At 47.1% G+C, this 16592-nt stretch carries 18 protein-coding genes and 1 pseudogene; 9 read left to right on the forward strand and 10 right to left on the reverse strand.

Annotated elements, in window-relative coordinates:
* Positions 1-118: 118 nt before the first annotated feature.
* Positions 119-1080, forward strand: a protein-coding gene (locus AC0L4K_RS17495) for an IS5 family transposase (RefSeq protein ID WP_473267378.1) whose coding sequence is annotated in 2 segments (ribosomal slippage) — positions 119-667 and positions 670-1080 — 960 coding nt in all. Because the reading frame shifts where the segments join, the coding sequence is not laid out codon by codon here.
* 193 nt (positions 1081-1273) lie between these two features.
* Here the strand turns inward: AC0L4K_RS17495 and AC0L4K_RS17500 are convergent.
* From AC0L4K_RS17500 to AC0L4K_RS17520, 5 genes and pseudogenes are all read right to left on the reverse strand, one after another.
* Positions 1274-2131 (reverse strand): HpcH/HpaI aldolase/citrate lyase family protein, encoded by an 858-nt coding sequence (locus AC0L4K_RS17500; RefSeq protein ID WP_473267379.1) that lies wholly within the window; start codon positions 2129-2131, stop codon positions 1274-1276.
* Positions 2131-3332: pseudogene (locus AC0L4K_RS17505) on the reverse strand (CaiB/BaiF CoA transferase family protein). The gene AC0L4K_RS17500 and the pseudogene AC0L4K_RS17505 overlap by 1 nt, the downstream one beginning before the upstream one ends.
* Positions 3333-3337: 5 nt before the next feature.
* Complete coding sequence (locus AC0L4K_RS17510; protein ID WP_473267380.1) at positions 3338-4837, reverse strand: tripartite tricarboxylate transporter permease; 1500 nt, start codon at positions 4835-4837, stop codon at positions 3338-3340.
* A 10-nt stretch (positions 4838-4847) separates the two neighbouring features.
* Positions 4848-5429, reverse strand: coding sequence for a tripartite tricarboxylate transporter TctB family protein (locus AC0L4K_RS17515; RefSeq protein ID WP_473267381.1), 582 nt, complete (start codon positions 5427-5429; stop codon positions 4848-4850).
* 3 nt (positions 5430-5432) lie between these two features.
* Positions 5433-6380 (reverse strand): tripartite tricarboxylate transporter substrate binding protein, encoded by a 948-nt coding sequence (locus AC0L4K_RS17520; protein WP_473267382.1) that lies wholly within the window; start codon positions 6378-6380, stop codon positions 5433-5435.
* A 177-nt stretch (positions 6381-6557) separates the two neighbouring features.
* Between AC0L4K_RS17520 and AC0L4K_RS17525 the strand changes: the two genes are divergently transcribed.
* On the forward strand, positions 6558-6800 hold the full coding sequence (locus AC0L4K_RS17525) for a LysR family transcriptional regulator (RefSeq protein WP_473267383.1): 243 nt from the start codon (positions 6558-6560) through the stop codon (positions 6798-6800).
* Here the strand turns inward: AC0L4K_RS17525 and AC0L4K_RS17530 are convergent.
* The 3 genes from AC0L4K_RS17530 to AC0L4K_RS17540 all read right to left on the reverse strand — a co-directional run bounded on the left by AC0L4K_RS17530 (position 6691) and on the right by AC0L4K_RS17540 (position 8423).
* The gene (locus tag AC0L4K_RS17530) at positions 6691-6945 is read right to left on the reverse strand and encodes a transposase (RefSeq protein WP_473267384.1); all 255 of its coding nucleotides are present in this window, start codon (positions 6943-6945) and stop codon (positions 6691-6693) included. The genes AC0L4K_RS17525 and AC0L4K_RS17530 overlap by 110 nt on opposite strands.
* A 162-nt stretch (positions 6946-7107) precedes the next feature.
* The gene (locus tag AC0L4K_RS17535; RefSeq protein WP_417227817.1) at positions 7108-8082 is read right to left on the reverse strand and encodes a DcaP family trimeric outer membrane transporter; all 975 of its coding nucleotides are present in this window, start codon (positions 8080-8082) and stop codon (positions 7108-7110) included.
* Positions 8083-8222: 140 nt separating this feature from the next.
* Positions 8223-8423: a hypothetical protein gene (locus AC0L4K_RS17540; protein WP_473267385.1), complete on the reverse strand. Its 201-nt coding sequence runs from the start codon at positions 8421-8423 to the stop codon at positions 8223-8225.
* A 177-nt stretch (positions 8424-8600) separates the two neighbouring features.
* Between AC0L4K_RS17540 and AC0L4K_RS17545 the strand changes: the two genes are divergently transcribed.
* Positions 8601-9539, forward strand: coding sequence for a LysR family transcriptional regulator (locus tag AC0L4K_RS17545; RefSeq protein WP_473267386.1), 939 nt, complete (start codon positions 8601-8603; stop codon positions 9537-9539).
* 95 nt (positions 9540-9634) lie between these two features.
* On the opposite strand, the gene AC0L4K_RS17550 is transcribed toward AC0L4K_RS17545, so the two are convergent.
* Positions 9635-9775: a transposase domain-containing protein gene (locus tag AC0L4K_RS17550; protein WP_473267387.1), complete on the reverse strand. Its 141-nt coding sequence runs from the start codon at positions 9773-9775 to the stop codon at positions 9635-9637.
* 22 nt (positions 9776-9797) lie between these two features.
* Between AC0L4K_RS17550 and AC0L4K_RS17555 the strand changes: the two genes are divergently transcribed.
* The 6 genes from AC0L4K_RS17555 (at position 9798) to AC0L4K_RS17580 (ending at position 13895) form a co-directional block, all read left to right on the forward strand.
* Positions 9798-9959: a hypothetical protein gene (locus AC0L4K_RS17555; protein ID WP_473267388.1), complete on the forward strand. Its 162-nt coding sequence runs from the start codon at positions 9798-9800 to the stop codon at positions 9957-9959.
* Positions 9960-10330: 371 nt separating this feature from the next.
* A complete protein-coding gene (locus AC0L4K_RS17560) occupies positions 10331-11062 on the forward strand; it encodes a hypothetical protein (RefSeq protein ID WP_473267389.1) in 732 nt (243 codons plus the stop codon).
* 75 nt (positions 11063-11137) lie between these two features.
* Positions 11138-11524, forward strand: coding sequence for an IS66-like element accessory protein TnpA (gene tnpA, locus AC0L4K_RS17565; protein WP_473266831.1), 387 nt, complete (start codon positions 11138-11140; stop codon positions 11522-11524).
* The gene (tnpB, locus tag AC0L4K_RS17570) at positions 11521-11868 is read left to right on the forward strand and encodes an IS66 family insertion sequence element accessory protein TnpB (RefSeq protein WP_473266752.1); all 348 of its coding nucleotides are present in this window, start codon (positions 11521-11523) and stop codon (positions 11866-11868) included. Before tnpA ends, tnpB begins: the two co-directional genes overlap by 4 nt.
* A gap of 51 nt (positions 11869-11919) precedes the next feature.
* Positions 11920-13452 (forward strand): IS66 family transposase, encoded by a 1533-nt coding sequence (tnpC, locus tag AC0L4K_RS17575; RefSeq protein WP_473267390.1) that lies wholly within the window; start codon positions 11920-11922, stop codon positions 13450-13452.
* Between the two features lie 41 nt (positions 13453-13493).
* Positions 13494-13895, forward strand: coding sequence for an NAD(P)-dependent oxidoreductase (locus AC0L4K_RS17580; RefSeq protein ID WP_473267391.1), 402 nt, complete (start codon positions 13494-13496; stop codon positions 13893-13895).
* Between the two features lie 310 nt (positions 13896-14205).
* On the opposite strand, the gene AC0L4K_RS17585 is transcribed toward AC0L4K_RS17580, so the two are convergent.
* Positions 14206-15927 carry a protein adenylyltransferase SelO gene (locus tag AC0L4K_RS17585; RefSeq protein ID WP_473267392.1) on the reverse strand — a complete coding sequence of 574 codons (1722 nt, stop codon included), beginning with the start codon at positions 15925-15927 and terminating at the stop codon, positions 14206-14208.
* Positions 15928-16592: the final 665 nt, after the last annotated feature.

Below are 16592 nucleotides of genomic sequence, written 5' to 3' on the forward strand. Positions count from 1 at the left end.
ACTTTTATTGTACCTACAATTATCTACCAATCCTAGGTCGAGATCGCCATACTTGTTAGGGAAGATGCGAATAAGTCCTTCTCATGAGACAATTAATTTTTAATCTTCGAGCTTGACCATGTCACATCAACTTACTTTTGCCGACAGTGAATTCAACAATAAGCGTCGTAAAACACGCAAAGAAATTTTCTTGACTCGAATGGACGAACTGATGCCGTGGGATCAGCTTGAAGCCGTTATTGAACCCTTCTATCCCAAAGCAGGGAAAGGAAGAAGACCGTATCCGCTGTCTACTATGTTTCGTATTCACTGCATGCAGCATTGGTACAACATGAGCGACCCCGGGGAAGATGCACTTTATGAAATCTCTTCAATGCGTTTGTTTGCCAGGTTGTCATTGGACAGTGCAATTCCTGACCATGCTACCATTATGAATTTTAGGCACTTATTGGACAAGCATAAGCTCTCCCGTCTGCTGTTCAAGGAAGTAAATAAATGGTTATCCAATGCAGGAATTTATTTAAAAGAAGGGACGATCGTTGATGCCACTACTATTGAAGCGGCTAGCTCAACGAAAAATAAGACGAATACACGCGACCCTGAAATGCATCAGACTCAGAAAGGAAAACAGTGGGTTTTCGGGTTAAAAGCTCATATTGGCGTCGATGCCAGAACAGCAGTTTAAGCACGACAGCCGCCAAAGTACACGACATCACAGAAACAGAAAAGCTGCTTCACGGGGAGGGAACCTTTATCTCGGCGGATTCAGGTTATCGAGGCGCACAAAAACGAGAAGAGCTCAGAGATATCAAAGCGGATTGGCTGATTGCAGAAATGCCAAGCAAGGCGCGAATTCTCAAGAAACACCCGAGAATAAACAAGCAACCCATCAGAACGGAATACCTCAAAGCCAGTATCCGAGCAAAAGTAGAGCACCCGTTTCGGATCATAAAGCGTCAGTTTGGTTTTAGGAAAGCCATCTATCGAGGACTGGCTAAAAACGATAACAAGTTGGCGATGCTGTTTGCCTTAGCCAATGTGTTTAGAATTGACCAGATGATACGAGCCGCAAGGGGTTAATTCGTTCAAAATCCACTAAACAAGGCTAAATTCGCTTGTTTAGTGGTGAAAAGCATCAAAACAAGTAGCATCCTGTGCTTTTTTATTCGAAAGAGAGAGGTTGAGTGTTCTGCGACTTCTTAATCGTAGTTTCCTTAATACAATCCTCCTATTGATTCAAATCGAATGACCCGTGCCTTCTTTTAATAACTCTTTAGCAAAATACTTTCGGTACCGACTTTAATAAGGCTTCCGCCCGCTTAATCAGAGGCAAATCAATCATACAACCATCCACTTTAAACACACCTTTACCCTCAATAGCTGCTTGCTCGGCAGCCTCAAGAATACGCTTTGCTTGGCTAATCTCCTGCTCAGTAGGGGTAAACACTTTATTGAGCACTACTACCTGACCTGGATGTACAGCATAACCGCCCACCGATCCCAAGGCTTTACCATACTCAGCCGCTCGTTCCAGTGCCTCGAAGTCACTAAAATTCGCCATTGAAGCCGGTACGACCAAGGGTGATACCCCTGCCGCTCTCGCCGCTTGGATCACGTTATAAGCGGCAGGCCTTAACAGGCTTTCGGTGGCCTTGGTACCCATTTCAGTGGCGTAATCTTCAACACCCAGAGTCAGGGCTACAACTCGCTCGGAAGCTGTAGCGATCTCATAAGCTTGTCGTACTCCAGCCGGACTTTCCAACATCGCCACAACCTGAATGGCTCCGGGTTTAAGTCCTCTGACCTGTTCCAACTCAGAGATCAGGCCATCAATGGCCTCAATCTCAGCAGGGGACTGGCAGTTAGCCAGATGTACGGCAGAAACCCCTTCAATTATGCATGCCTCTAAGTCTTTATAGGCATCCAACCAACAAGAGTTTATACGCACTGTCACTTGAGTATGGGGTCGTAAATGCTCCACCGCAGTAAATAGAGCTGCTCTGGCCTCATCTTTGCGCTCATGTGCGATACTGGCTTCCAGATCCAGAACGATGGCACTGGCACCCCGCTCAGGGGCTTTGGCTATAAAACGTTCCTCAAGCACAGGAATAAAAAGCAGAGAATTCCACATCAGATAACACCTTGATCCACTAACTCAGACTGTTGTGCTGTACTAAAGCCCAGCTCGGATAAAATCTCACGATTATGCTGTCCCAGAGATGGAGCAGGAGCCCGTACAGCACCAGGGGTTTCACTCAAGCGAGGAAAAACGTTATGCATGGACACCTGCCCCATATCAACATCGGCGAAGTCCTGTAATACCCCACGACCCCGCACATATTCATGGTTCATCAGATCCGAAATATCACAAATAGGCCCCACGGTGACGCCTGCTTGTTCGTAGTAGTTCAGGTTCTCTTCCAGGGTCCGGGTTGCCATAACCGCCGAGATAATCTCATCCAGCACTTCGGCGTTGTCGATACGAGCACCAGGGGTAGCAAAACGAGGATCATCCAACAGATCAGGCCGATTTATCGCCTGAGCTAGTTTCTCCCACATGGATTGCATCGACGCTGACATCGCTAGATGTTTACCGTCTTTACAGGGGTAAACATTACGCGGGGCTGCCACATCACTGCGGTTACCCTGGCGCTTGGGCACTTCTCCTGTGACCTGATAGGTCGCTGCCCAAGGCCCCAGAATGCCAAATAGCGGTTCAAACAATGACAGATCGACAACCTGTCCCTTAGCTTGACCCGACTTGATCGCCAACAATGCCGCCAAGGTGCCACCAAAGCCTGTCATGCCGGAGACCATATCTGCCAGTGCCAATGGCGGTAGCAGAGGATCACGATCTTCCCAGCCGGTCATAGAAGCAAAGCCCGACATACCTTCAATCAGGGTACCAAAACCCGGTTTATGGGCATAAGGACCTGTTTGCCCCCAACCGGAGATACGGGCAATCACCAGATTCTCCTGATGCTGCCAAAGCTTTTCCGGGCTCAGGCCCCACTTTTCCAAAGTGCCTGGTACGAAGTTTTCCACCAGTACATCGGCGGTTTCGACCAGTTTAAGCAATAAAGCTTTACCCTCATCACTGCGGATATTCAGGGTCAGACTCTTTTTCGAGCGAGCATAAACTTTCCACCAGGTCCCCCCGCACCAAAGTAACGTAGATCATCACCCTTGCCAGGGCGCTCAATTTTGATCACATCGGCACCAAAATCTGCCAGCATATGGGTCATCATGTTACCGGCCGCCAGACGTGTCATATCCAGCACTCGAATGCCCTCCAGAGGGCCTTTAGTGTCAGGTTGATAAGGCGTTATCATGTTTTTTACTCCTTTTGGTTGCTTCCCGCGCGCTTACGGTCTCGAATAAGAATCCAAGCCACCATAGGTGTGGCACATAGTAGGGATAGCGCAAAAACATAGTCAAAAATGGAAGATGGGCTCTGGCTTAACAGCACCACAGACTGACGAATCGACAGCTCAATCATGGGACCCAAGACCAGACCGATAAGAAAACACACCACCGAGATATCCAGCTTGATCATCAGATAACCTAACACTGCAAAGCCCAGCATCAGCCATACTGCAAAAAAACCGCCCTGAGAGACATAGATACCCACCACACAGAGCAATAAAACAACTGGGTAAATCACGTAAGGCGGTACCTTAGTAATCAGAGCAAAAAACTGTAGCCCGGTACGACCGATCAACAGCACCATCACATTAGCCATAATCATGGCGGCAAACAGGCCGTAGATCAGATCCGTATCCCGCTCAAAAATCAATGGTCCCGGGGTCACACCGTGAATCAGAAAAGCCCCCACTAACAAAGCCGCGGTTAAATTGCCAGGAATTCCCAGGGTTAACAGAGGGATCAGGTTAGCTCCTGACACTGCTGAGTTGGCACTCTCCGTAGAAGCAATGCCTTCTAGTGAGCCTTTACCAAACTGTTCCGGCGTTTTAGAGAAACGTTTGGCCGAAGCGTAACTTAAAAAGGCTGCCAGCGTAGTGCCTAGTCCAGGTAATGCACCAATTACTGTACCTATGGCAGCACCGCGAAAAATAGTTTTACGTAAGCCGAAAAACTCTTTCGTTTTTAATTGATCCTCACCTTTATGTTGATCATGTAGAGTTGGCTTATGTTTGCCGTAATGTCGACCCTCTTCTAGGCGCATAATAATTTCAGGTACGGCTAAAACACCAATCGCAATGGCAGCCAATGGCAAGCCATCAAACAGCTCAACATAACCAAAGGTGAAACGCGGTGTCGCCGTCTCAGGATCCATCCCCACTGTAGCCAGCAATGCACCAAAAGCGGTCGCAAAAAAACCTTTTGCTAGGGAGTTTCCCGACAGCGAGGCGATTAAGGTCAGTGACAGTATTAGAATCGCCGCTAACTCAACCGGACCCGCTTTCAAAGCAAAAATAGCTAGGGTAGGTGCCAATAAAATCAGCACAATATCTGAGCAGCTATCACCAATCACCGAGGAGTAAAGCGCAGTTTGCAACGCTTTACGGGGCTTACCAGATCTAGCCAATGGATAACCATCCAAGGTGGTGGCTGCCGAATGAGGCTCACCGGGGGTATTTAATAAGATAGCCCCTACCGCACCACCAAAACCGCCGCCTTTCATCACCCCGATCAACATACCAATGGCAGACAGCGGTGACATGGTAAAAGTCAAAGGGATCGCAATGGCAATCGCCATAGGAGCATTCAAACCAGGAATGGCACCAATTATAATGCCCAGCACTACACCCAATGCCACGGATAGTAAGGTTGCCAGAGATAGGGTGTCTAAAATCGCATTAATCATAACGTCCATCAGGCAGTTCCTATGGTAATGGCAGGCTTAAGCCCAACCAGAAAACAGAAAAGATCACCAAGGGCATCACAACCGAGTTAAACAGGTAGGCTTTCAGTGGTGCGCCACGGTGAATTGCGGTGAAAGCGATCAACCCCAGAGGAGCTGCTATCAAAAAGCCCCAGTTGGCTTGCCCTGATATATCTCCAATCACCTTCATCAGCAGTAACATTCCAACCCCCGAGCCGATACACAATGCTAGATGTGCTAGGTTGGCCAGAGTCAGCTCCTGTGCTTTTCCTGTTTTATCAGATATCTGGTTTGGTGTTTGTTGCAGCGCTGGCTGCTGTCTCGAGCGCTGTGGTATCAGAGCCCAGAAGTTACTCAACACTAAATAACTACCCAGAATAAGAATCAAGCCACTGAGTACCCGTGGTGCAAAGCTGGGTGGTACGCCAAAGCTACCTCGATCTGAAATCTGTGCCGGTATCCCCCATAACAGCATTAAGCCAGAAAACAAAATCATAACGAGACCAATCCAAGCATCTCTTTTTGATCCTGATAGCTCCCTACGGGGGCTATCAGGTGGTAATGATGCGGAATCGTTATACACAACTTACTCCTCCGTCGCTTTAAGCAGATGACGGAAGTCCTTTGCTTGCATCTCAAGCTCTGCCTTTAACTCATCACCGGAAAGAAATATCTCACGGCCACGGAATTTATTACGCACATAATCAGAGTAAATCGGGGAACGCACGGCACGAGCCATAGCCATTTCTAGCTTTTTACGGGCCTGTTCATCGATATCTTTTGGACCAAAAAATACCGCATAGTTACGAGAGTAAATGTCATAACCCAGGGATTTTAGAGAAGGGATATCAGGATAATCAGGCATCCCCGTCGGTAAAGCAGATGCGACAATTCTTACTGCGCCTTGTTCGTGCATTGGCAATGCATTTGAACCTGAGAAGCTAACATCCACATGTCCACCCAGTACTGCCTGACGGGCACCAGAGCCACCTCGGGTCGGTACGATATTGACCTTCAGCCCCTCTTGCTTGCCGATATAATTCATGATCATACGATCCAGAGGAATAATAGAAGCGTAGTTCAGCCATCCGCGCTCTTTTGCGTAGCTGATCATTCCTTTAAAGTCCTTGTAAGGGGCATCAATCGGACTGACAAACACACTACGATAACCATGGGGAGCCGCAATATAGCTAAAATCGTTTAAACCGTGAGCCACATTACCCAATAGGGGGTCAAATGCAAAGGTCGTCGCGACGGCAAAACCTATAGTGTAACCATCTTTGGGCTGCTGGCGAATATAGGCCGCCGCGACACCGCCACCAGCACCGCCTCGGTTGGTAACAATAATTTTCTGGCCCAGGGATTTTTCTAACTCAGAGGCCATTAAACGGGCTGCCGTGTCACTTCCACCACCGGCTTTAAAACCTACGACCATAGTGATCGGCTTTTCTGGAAACTCAGCCAACGCAGGGGCAGCCATACCAAGAATTAAAGAGGTACCCAGTACACCCTTCATCAATGTCATTAGTTTCATTTTTATTATCCTTCTATCTAATGGGAACGATGCATTAGCTCAGCATCTCACTTCTAAACTATATAGAGTTATCTACATATAAAGAAATACAATATTAAAATACTAATTATTTTAATTTGAAATAATAGATCGATCTGATAATTTGAATAAATTAACCAGAAACTAAGGGGAAGTGGAATGGAACTAAAACATATCAAGAGCTTTTTGCGGGTACTGGATCTGGGTAGTTTTTCCCGTGCGGCACGCTCACTTAACATCGCCCAACCCGCATTGAGTCAGCATGTTCGTATCCTAGAGGATCGTTTAGGAATCAAACTACTAAAAAGAAGTCCCAGAGGGGTAAGCGCAACACCTGCCGGACAAAAATTTTCCATTTGTGCTCGACAGATTGTAGCGCTAGCTCGTTCCGAAACTCTCTAATCCAGTTCGACAACATATTTGCGTTGATGTCATATTCACGCGCAATCGCCGCCTTAGACTCAGGGCCTGTAATCGCTTCATGAACTATCTTGAGTTTCAGTTCGGGGGGATATCGACGTCGTGGTGGTAGTGTGGATTTACGCATGTTACGTTCCCATCTATTTTTAAATGGGAACTTCGCATCTCACTTATTTTCAGGCAACGTGTGAGCAGTCCACGCTTACCATCAAAAAGAGAGGTTAGTGTATGCAATAAGGGAAAAGGGGGCTCGTTGTCAACGGCCCCCTTTCATTGAAGACCTTAATCATTAGAAAGTCTTTTTAATATCAACACGGTAAGTATCATATTCGGTTGTGCTGCCATTAAAGTCCATATATTCAAAGCCAACCTGTACAGTCTTGGTTAACTGGCGATAATAGTTGAGGTAGCTACGGTCTCCTTCGCCAGTGCCGATGGGGCCGTCGATTTCCGCATGTTCATGGATTGCGCTAACCCAGTTGTTTTTATCAAAGTTATAGCGGACAGAGCCAGAGGTTACTGTACCGTCAACGCCATCATCATAGTTATGCCCTAAGCGAAAGCTGACCTTGCCTAATTGATAACGGGCACCGAGAGCGGCACGCCATTGGTTTTCGTCGCTGGTATCTTTATAAGATGCGAGCGCGATAGACGCGGCAAAGGGGCCTTTGTTGTTATAGGCTAAGCGGCCAGCATAAAAGAAATCCGTCGATGATTCAGTTCTTAAGGGCTTATCTGCTTTCTCAACAGCAATTTTATAGCTAAAGCCTTCGCCAAACTTTTGTCCGTAGGCTATTTGTGGATTACGTTCGAGAGGGTTTGACGAGTGAATGTACCCAGTACTCGGCACTAGTGGCGCGGGCATCGCATCATCTACTGACTTGTGGTACGCCTCAAAATTACTGAAGGTACTCAGTGTTTGACCAAAGGTCCAGCCATTCCAGTTTATAACTGCATGACGAATACGGGGGACTAAATCTTTATCTTTTGTTTTGCCTGCAAAATCAAACTCGAGACGCCCCGTGGCTTTGCCCTCTGGGGTATCGGTTGAAGTTCTCAGATCAACTCGGGTCCGTCTGGCGGTCATATCAGAGACACTTCCAGCACCTTTTGTGTCCTGAACCGTTGTTTCTAGCTCTACAAAGCCACCAACTTTCCATTCAGTATCATTAATTTTTCCTGATAATCCAGCGAAGGCGGTAGAAGAGAGTGCTGTAGCACCGATGAGTATGCTGGCTTTAGTGAGTGTTTTTACATTCATCATGACTAAACCTTTGTTGTTTTTGTAGTTGAACTAGACCGCTTGACTGACAATTTGATGTTTCAGTACGTCACAATCGGTATGCCATTTCAGGTTGAAGGGGTCCTAATGGATATCGATGATCTAAGTTGTCTAAGCAATAATTATGCATTAATAATTTTCTGGCCCAGGGATTTTTCTAACTCAGAGGCCATTAAACGGGCTGCCGTGTCACTTCCACCACCGGCTTTAAAACCTACGACCATAGTGATCGGCTTTTCTGGAAACTCAGCCAACGCAGGGGCAGCCATACCAAGAATTAAAGAGGTACCCAGTACACCCTTCATCAATGTCATTAGTTTCATTTTTATTATCCTTCTATCTAATGGGAACGATGCATTAGCTCAGCATCTCACTTCTAAACTATATAGAGTCATCTACATATAAAGAAATACAATATTAAAATACTAATTATTTTAATTTGAAATAATAGATCGATCTGGTAATTTGAATAAATTAACCAGAAACTAAGGGGAAGTGGAATGGAACTAAAACATATCAAGAGCTTTTTGCGGGTACTGGATCTGGGTAGTTTTTCCCGTGCGGCACGCTCACTTAACATCGCCCAACCCGCATTGAGTCAGCATGTTCGTATCCTAGAGGATCGTTTAGGAATCAAACTACTAAAAAGAAGTCCCAGAGGGGTAAGCGCAACACCTGCCGGACAAAAATTTTCCATTCGTGCTCGACAGATTGTAGAGCTAGCCAATCAGACACAACGGGAGTTCAGTGCGTCATCTGACACCTTATACGGAGAGGTTAAAATAGGTCTACCGGGGTCGATCTGTCCTATCTTTGTGCCAGAGCTAATCGTCACAGCAAAGAAAAAATACCCAGATATCAAGTTAATCGTTTCCGAATCAATGAGTGGTGATTTAGCAGGCTTACTGCGAGAAGGACGGCTGGATTTGGCCGTATTATTTAACGTCAGTGAAACCGACGATTATTATGCGGAGAGTCTTCTGAGTGAAAACTTACACTTAGTTGGACAACTCAATGACCCCCTACTGCAAAGCGGCAGTATTGAAGCCAAACAACTGATTCAATTACCCATTGTATCGACTCGCTCTCCTCATGGTTTGCGTCTGGTTCTGGATCGTTGGGCTAACGATGCCAGCATTAATCTCAATGTTGTATATGAGATGGATACATCCTATGGCCTATTAACAATGGCGTTAGAGGGCCATGCCTACTCCATTCTCTCTCACGCACCAATTCGTAACTATATAGAACATAACCTACTTTCTAGTGTGGCCATCGAGAATCCACCTGTACAACGTAAGGTCTGTCTGTGTGAAAGCAAACGCCTAATGACAGATTCACCACGACAAGCCATCCGTGACTTAATGAAGGAAATTATGCTCAACATTACTGAGAACGAAGCCTGGCAGTTTGACCGCATCACAGAAAAAGAGTTTTGATCCACACTCTTTCAGCCTGATATTACCGACAGGAATCGCCAACAGCTTAGATAGGATCTAAAACCTCATTAATGTAAGCGTAGACTGCTCACACCCTAGATCGCTTCGGTTACCTGAGAGTCATTGAGATTGATATTCCAAGGCAGCAGACTTTCAATATCTGTGGTCTTGATATTGTTGATCCGTTTTAGCACGGCTGTCAGGTAGGCTTTTGGGTCGATACCGTTGAGCTTCATGTGTAGACATGTAGCATGCTATATGAACGATTGGCTTCCTGAATTCCGTCGTCGGTACCCGCTGAATACCCCATACTTACCATGGCAAGTATGGGTAGACTGGTTGGGTGCAAGTATGCCTGTTGATGCCAATGCGGGTAGCTGGCCGACTGTTGGTTGGCAAGCTACCCGCGCCAATTTTTAATGCGCCAACAGCTGTCAGATCATGCGGTTTTTATGTCTGCATCATCGACTAAGTGAACAAAGCTCGAGGTGTCTTTCCATCACTGCAACGGTATAAGAATTATCTCTATAAGTTACTAAGTTAGAAGTGGATTGATTGTTCTTAGTTGCTGGCTTTGCTGTCTAGTAGTTCTCGAATAATCTTCAGCGCCTTCTCTAACTCGAAGCAGCTCTTGGCTGAACTGATGGCGATTCTTATATGGTGGGAGGCAACATCTCGTGATACGGAGAATGCGCTACCGGGTTTAACTAATACTTTTCGGGCTTTCAAGGCTTCACAAAAGTCATGTTCGCTCCAAGGAGAAGGCAGGGGGAGCCAGATTTGGGGGGCCGTTGGATAAAGTACCTCGACATAGTCCCCTAGGCGCTAAGGCTGGAGCCGTTGGCGTTCCTCTGGCTGCGGTGTACCTTTCAGGCTCTGTTGTTGGAATGTCGGCTGCTGGCCTTACTTCTGGTTTGGCGACTATTGGTTTAGGAGGTGTTTTAGGCTTTTCAAGTATGGCCACAGGTATTGGCGTTGCTGTCTTAATCGGGGTTGGTGCATACAAAGGCATTAAGCACCTGACTGGTGCGAATGAGCTCGATAAAACAAAGCGCAGGGAGCTGATGTTGAATGAGGTAATCAAACAAACTCAGACAACCGTCACTTACTTGATGGAAGACATTAATTTCATCGCTATAAAATTGAACGATGCCATTGTTGCTCACGGTGCTCAGGATGAAAAAGTTAAGCTACTTCTGAAAAAAGTTAAGCTATTAACTTCTGCGGGTAATGTACTGACACAAAAAGGCGAAAAAACGCAAAGAAAATGTTTTAAATTGAAGTGTCCTTCTGAACTTAATCACGAAAAGCTCCAATCGCTCACTCGAGAAGCTACCAAGCAGCAAATTTACACTGTGGTTATGTCTTTCTATGAAGAGAAAACCGTTGAAAGGGAAAAAGATGGTGAAACGGTTACAGTGAATGTTCTGGTTCTGAAAGAAGACATCTCGACCATGGAAACGGAGAAGCTGGCAAAAATATTTGAAGCGATAGGGTATTACAAAGCCGCAGATGTTATGTAAGCGTCGACTGCTCACACGTTGCTTGAAAATAAGTGAGATGCGAAGTTCCCATTTAAAAATAGATGGGAACGTAACATGCATAAATCCACACTACCGCCACGACGTCGATATCCCCCCGAACTGAAACTCAAGATAGTTCATGAAGCGATTACAGGCCCTGAGTCTAAGGCGGCTATTGCGCGTGAATATGACATCAACGCAAATATGTTGTCGAACTGGATTAGAGAGTTTCGGAACGAGGCTCGCTGGGTGAAGAAAGCAAACTCGCCCATGATACCTATGATTGTTGTTGATGATTCAACTGATCAGCACGCGCCAAATCACCAACCATGTGCGCAGACACCAGAGTCGACACGGCCCTCTATGTCAGTTATGAGTATCCGGTTTAACTCAGGCCATCAGCTCAATTTGAGTAATCCGACGGATACCCAGCTCGGTCAGATCTTGAGGGCACTGGTATGATGGGGTTACCTTCAGGTACACGTGTTTGGCTGATCGCCGGTCATACGGATATGCGCAAAGGCTTTGATGGTCTTGCTGGTGTTGTCCAATATCAGATTGATAAAGATCCCTTTTCAGGGCAGCTCTTTGTGTTCAGAGGAAGGCGTGGTGACCGGATCAAAGTGCTCTGGTGGGACGGTCAAGGACTCTGCCTGTTTTATAAGCGTCTTGAACAGGGCCGATTCGTTTGGCCTCAGGCGAAAAATGGCGTTATTCACCTATCGACTGCGCAGCTCTCTATGCTGCTCGAAGGGATAGACTGGAGAGCTCCCAAACGTACTAATCGACCACATTTGTCTGCTTGAAAATCTAATAAATACGGGGATTTCAGAGGGTATTCTGATAAAATATACCTCATGAAAATGACCGCTGATTCCCTGCCCAATGATCCTGAACTGCTCAAGCAGATAGTGCTTTCTATGCAGCAGAACCTGACGATGGAGCGGACCCGAAATGAGCATCTTGAGCTACGTCTTGCTGCGCTGCTTCGGAACCGCTTTGGCCGTTCCAGTGAACGCACGGATAGTACTGATCAGCTTGACCTTCTGATCGAAGATACCGAAACAGCGATCGCTCAGATATCGCCAAACTCCATAGTGTCTGCGCGGTCATCTTCCACCTCGCGCGGCCGTAAACGCTTTAGCGAATCACTCCCGCGTGAAGAGCGCCGTCATGAACCCGCAAGCTGTCACTGTCCTGACTGTGGAGGGAAGATGAAACTAATCGGGGAAGACCTCTCTGAGATGCTGCACGTGGTGCCGGAACAGTATGTGGTTCTGCAACAGGTTCGCCCTAAGTATGGCTGTAGTGCTTGCGATCAGATCGCTCAAGCACCTGCGCAAGAACGCGTCATTGATAAAGGGATCGCCTCGGCTGCACTGATCGCTCAGGTCATCGTTGATAAATACGCAGATCACTTGCCACTCTATCGTCAGGAAGGACGCTTCAAGCGTTCAGATATCGAACTGGATCGTTCGACGTTAGCGGGTTGGGTTGGCCGTGCCGGTGCGCTGTTAGAGCCCTTGGTGCAGGCCATCCGCACGCATGTGATGTCAGCACACAAACTCCATGCAGATGATACAACGGCACCAACGCTCAAGCCCGGAAATAACAAAACCCTAACGGGGCGCTACTGGAACTACGTACGAGATGATCGTCCCTGGGGCGGTGATGCAGCGCCTGCTGTTTGGTTCCAGTACAGTACCACCCGGTCAGGAAAAGAACCTGCCGCTCACTTGAAGGGTTATCGCGGGATCATCCAGACTGATGCTTATGCGGGTTATAACCTTGCCGTTCAGTCCGGCATCACGCGAGCGGGTTGCTGGGCTCATGTCCGCAGAAAGTTCTTCGAGCTTGCTGAATCGACAAAAAGCCCTGTTGCGCTGGAAGCCGTTGAACGAATAAACGCGTTGTATCAAGTTGAAAAACAGATCAAGGGTAAACCGCCGGATGAACGGCAACATGATAGGCAGAAAAATGCCAAACCTTTGATGGACGATCTGTATACCTGGTTAGATCAGACCCTTCGACAATGCTCTAAAGGCTCGGCTTTGGGACGAGCGATCAACTATGCTCGCAAACAATGGGATAGCCTGACGCGGTATCTTGATGATGGCCGTATAGAAATAGACAACAACGCCGCTGAGCGGGCTATTCGCCCACTAGCGCTGGGGCGGAAGAATCACCTATTCGCCGGTTCTGAGGATGGGGGGCATTATGGTGCTGCGCTTTATAGCATCATGGGCACAGCGAAGATCAACGGTATCGACCCAAAGGCTTACCTGACAGCCGTGCTAAAACGGATCAACAATACCAAGACCACAGATATTGAAAGTCTGCTGCCTTGGAATATCAATCTCAATGACTCTCAGGTAACCGAAGCGATCTAGGGTGTGAGCAGTCTACGCTTACGATTACTAAGTGTAGCTCCTTGGAAGAACTGCTCGCGATATCTGATATTATTTCTCTTCATACGCCACTATTACCTAAAACAGAGAACATGATAAATGAAGAAACATTCTCACAGATGAAAGATGGCGCCATTTTAATCAACACAGCGCGCGGTGGACTCATTGATGAAGAGTCATTAATCAAGAACCTTCGATCTAAAAAAATATCGGCAGCTGGATTAGATGTGCTCGCGGATGAAGCCAACCACAACAGTCAACTGATCTCGCTAGAGAATGTCATTGTAACGCCTCATGTCGGTTTTCTATCGCAAGAATCTCTAATGGAGAGCCGAAGAATTGCGCTTGAGCAGATAGTCATGAGTCTCTCTAAAGGGCTAAAACCAACCTACGCTGTGAATAAAAACATCGTCACTCGAAAATAGGTCAGGGCCTAGATGCGTATGAATTATGCCCATATTAATGATCTAAATATTGTCAATATAATATCAATTTTCGAATTCAACGCCGAAGTGTGACACATTTATGCAGTCTATGACTTGAAGGAGCACTCAGCGTAAGTTCAACCGACGCTGATGCTCTTCATTCATTGGGTTGTCTGCTAAGTAACGCGGCCAATCCAAACATATCTCAAACTCGTAATTCAAAGGATCACGCTCTCCTATTTTGTTCTTCCTCGAAGTCGGCGCTTCAACGATGGTCGTATCAACCAGCTTTCCATCCTTTACCAAGCACTCACGACGAACAGCTATAATGAGACATGCCCCCAAGTTCAAAAAACTCAGCCGGTTTCAGCCTATAGTATTTATCTTCCACCGCTTGCGATTGTTCAGCATAAGGCTGAGTCATCACCTCTTGCAGTTCTCTTAGCAGCGCATAGTTACCCACAGCGGCCTGCTGATAAGCGGGCACCACTAACCACTCACGCAAGCTGTATTTTGGATTAACGCGCTTCATCTGCACTGAGATCTCATCACGGGAGAGAGACTGACTGTCGATCAGTGCATTCCACGCTGTCAGCCACTCAGCCCAGCGCTGATCCAACACTGCGGAGTCTGTCTGATAGCTTGGCCCTTTATAAAAGCTTTTCTGGAGTGGACTAATATCGTCAGGCAGATGCGACAGTTCACGAAAGAGGATGGTGTAATCCACCGATGTTTCCATCATCAGCGCCGCTAGCTCTCTAAACAATGGCATATCAAATGTGTCGAGACCCAACTTTTCAGCCCACATCTTTCTCATTTTCGTTTGCATCACGGTTTCAAAGTCGCCGCGAATCTCATCGAGCTGCTGCAGGGCCGCTTCATCCGCAGCAAGCAGAGATCGTAGGGCGGTCCAGAACATATGGAAGTTCCGTTCTGCGGCTACCGGTTGATTAAGAAAGGAGAAATGCTGTCCGCCACCGGTCCAAGGCTGATATTGGGGGTCGAAACGTTCACAGAATCCAAAGGGACCGTAATCGAGAGTGAAACCACCAGCGGCACAGTTATCACTATTGAAATTGCCCTGACAGAAACCCACACGAACCCAGTTCGCCACCAACGAGGTCAAACGGTCGCGGAACACATCTGCGAGCAACACCACTTTTTCAGCAAGGGGCAGAGTGTTATCAATAACATCGGCGTACTCACGTTCGATGAGGTGTCGCACAATCATCTCCAGTTCCTGCAGCGCGTGCGGATGCACCTGCCTGCGGGCACGGCGACTAAAGAGTTCCAACTGACCGACACGCAGGAACGATGGTGCGACACGGGTCGAGATAGCAACAGCCTCAGATACCATCGTGTCAGGATCCATCGAATGCGAACCTTCGGAATACCAGGGACGTCTAACTTGCTCAGTCTTTGACACATACAGACTCAGTGAGCGTGAGGTTGGCACGCCAAGGGCATGCATATGCTCCTGCGCCAGAAACTCTCGTACACTGGAACGCAGCACAGCACGACCATCACCGCCGCGGCAGTACGGTGTCCTGCCGCCGCCTTTGAGTTGCATCTCCCAGCGTTGACCGTTAATAACCGCCTCAAGCACGGAGACTGCGCGGCCGTCACCGTAACCATTTCCGGTTTTGAACGGGCACTGCTGATCGTATTCGGTGCCGTAGATAGACAGCGCGTAACCACAGGCCCATCCAACTTTTCGCATCGGCTCCGGCACCTGAGAGATATCACCCGAGAACATCCGCACAAAATCGTCAGACTGAGCCATGCTGTCAGCGAAACCCAATTCGTTAAACAGTCCAGAGCTATGAGCGACGTACTCTGGATCGGCAATCGGCGTGGGTTTTACCGGTACATAGTGACCCGAAAATACTTGGCGCTGATAGTGATCATCCCCGTGGGGTGTTGCGTCCGGATCGGCATTGAGGCAATCCATCAACGAATAGCTTACCAGCGGCGCCAAATCGTCGAGAGTCGTAATGGATGGCAAAGTTTGCTGGGGTTGTCGATTATGCATTGGAACTCCTCATGACGCGGTCAAAATAACGGTACCCCTCGATGTGAGGTGTATTATCAGGATCGATTTTTCCATACACCTATTCAGGGCGCACATCATTCATCCATTCTCTCATATTAAACCGGTGTACTGATGCTGAGTAAATAAAAGAAAAGAGTAACGTTTTAGCCCAAGTTTTTCATAAAGGTCTAAATACGGCTGAAAGCCCTATGTAGTGGCTCTTAATTCATAGCTTTTTACGCAACGCCATCGTGCTTACAAATCAGTTTTCTATGAATTATTTCTATAAGCTTTCTGCCGTTATCGAAGAGACACCAAACCTAGACTAAAAAGTGGCACTTTGTGTTGATTTGTGCCACTTTGGTGTGCCATTATTGAATTACAGCTTCAATTCAACTCAATGAAAACAAGTAGTTAGCTACACGGGGTCGCCACCCGCCGCTTCCACCAACACAAAGGAAAGATACTTATTAAGTACCTTTTTCACTTTTCCCAAAACCACCATCTTTAAAAACCTTGCCTAAAAATATCGCGTTCACTGTGCGTTGTTGTGAATTGGTTTATTGAATAGCTGCTTGTATGACATCACTGAATGCTTTTCCGCCAATTTAGCATTGTGTAGCAGCACAATAAATTATCCCGCCCCCCATAAGAGCATCTATTTT

This window comes from Amphritea sp. GJ51-11, assembly GCF_055808735.1.

What these genes read in the sequence shown, in the direction of transcription:
- AC0L4K_RS17500 (WP_473267379.1), bottom strand. Translation starts at nt 2,131, where the DNA reads ATGTGGAATTCTCTGCTTTTTATTCCTGTGCTTGAGGAACGTTTTATA.
- AC0L4K_RS17510 (WP_473267380.1), bottom strand. Translation starts at nt 4,837, where the DNA reads ATGGACGTTATGATTAATGCGATTTTAGACACCCTATCTCTGGCAACC.
- AC0L4K_RS17520 (WP_473267382.1), bottom strand. Translation starts at nt 6,380, where the DNA reads ATGAAACTAATGACATTGATGAAGGGTGTACTGGGTACCTCTTTAATT.
- AC0L4K_RS17525 (WP_473267383.1), top strand. Translation starts at nt 6,558, where the DNA reads ATGGAACTAAAACATATCAAGAGCTTTTTGCGGGTACTGGATCTGGGT.
- AC0L4K_RS17530 (WP_473267384.1), bottom strand. Translation starts at nt 6,945, where the DNA reads ATGCGTAAATCCACACTACCACCACGACGTCGATATCCCCCCGAACTG.
- AC0L4K_RS17535 (WP_417227817.1), bottom strand. Translation starts at nt 8,082, where the DNA reads ATGATGAATGTAAAAACACTCACTAAAGCCAGCATACTCATCGGTGCT.
- AC0L4K_RS17540 (WP_473267385.1), bottom strand. Translation starts at nt 8,423, where the DNA reads ATGAAACTAATGACATTGATGAAGGGTGTACTGGGTACCTCTTTAATT.
- AC0L4K_RS17545 (WP_473267386.1), top strand. Translation starts at nt 8,601, where the DNA reads ATGGAACTAAAACATATCAAGAGCTTTTTGCGGGTACTGGATCTGGGT.
- AC0L4K_RS17550 (WP_473267387.1), bottom strand. Translation starts at nt 9,775, where the DNA reads ATGAAGCTCAACGGTATCGACCCAAAAGCCTACCTGACAGCCGTGCTA.
- AC0L4K_RS17555 (WP_473267388.1), top strand. Translation starts at nt 9,798, where the DNA reads ATGAACGATTGGCTTCCTGAATTCCGTCGTCGGTACCCGCTGAATACC.
- tnpA (WP_473266831.1), top strand. Translation starts at nt 11,138, where the DNA reads ATGCATAAATCCACACTACCGCCACGACGTCGATATCCCCCCGAACTG.
- tnpB (WP_473266752.1), top strand. Translation starts at nt 11,521, where the DNA reads ATGATGGGGTTACCTTCAGGTACACGTGTTTGGCTGATCGCCGGTCAT.
- tnpC (WP_473267390.1), top strand. Translation starts at nt 11,920, where the DNA reads ATGAAAATGACCGCTGATTCCCTGCCCAATGATCCTGAACTGCTCAAG.
- AC0L4K_RS17585 (WP_473267392.1), bottom strand. Translation starts at nt 15,927, where the DNA reads ATGCATAATCGACAACCCCAGCAAACTTTGCCATCCATTACGACTCTC.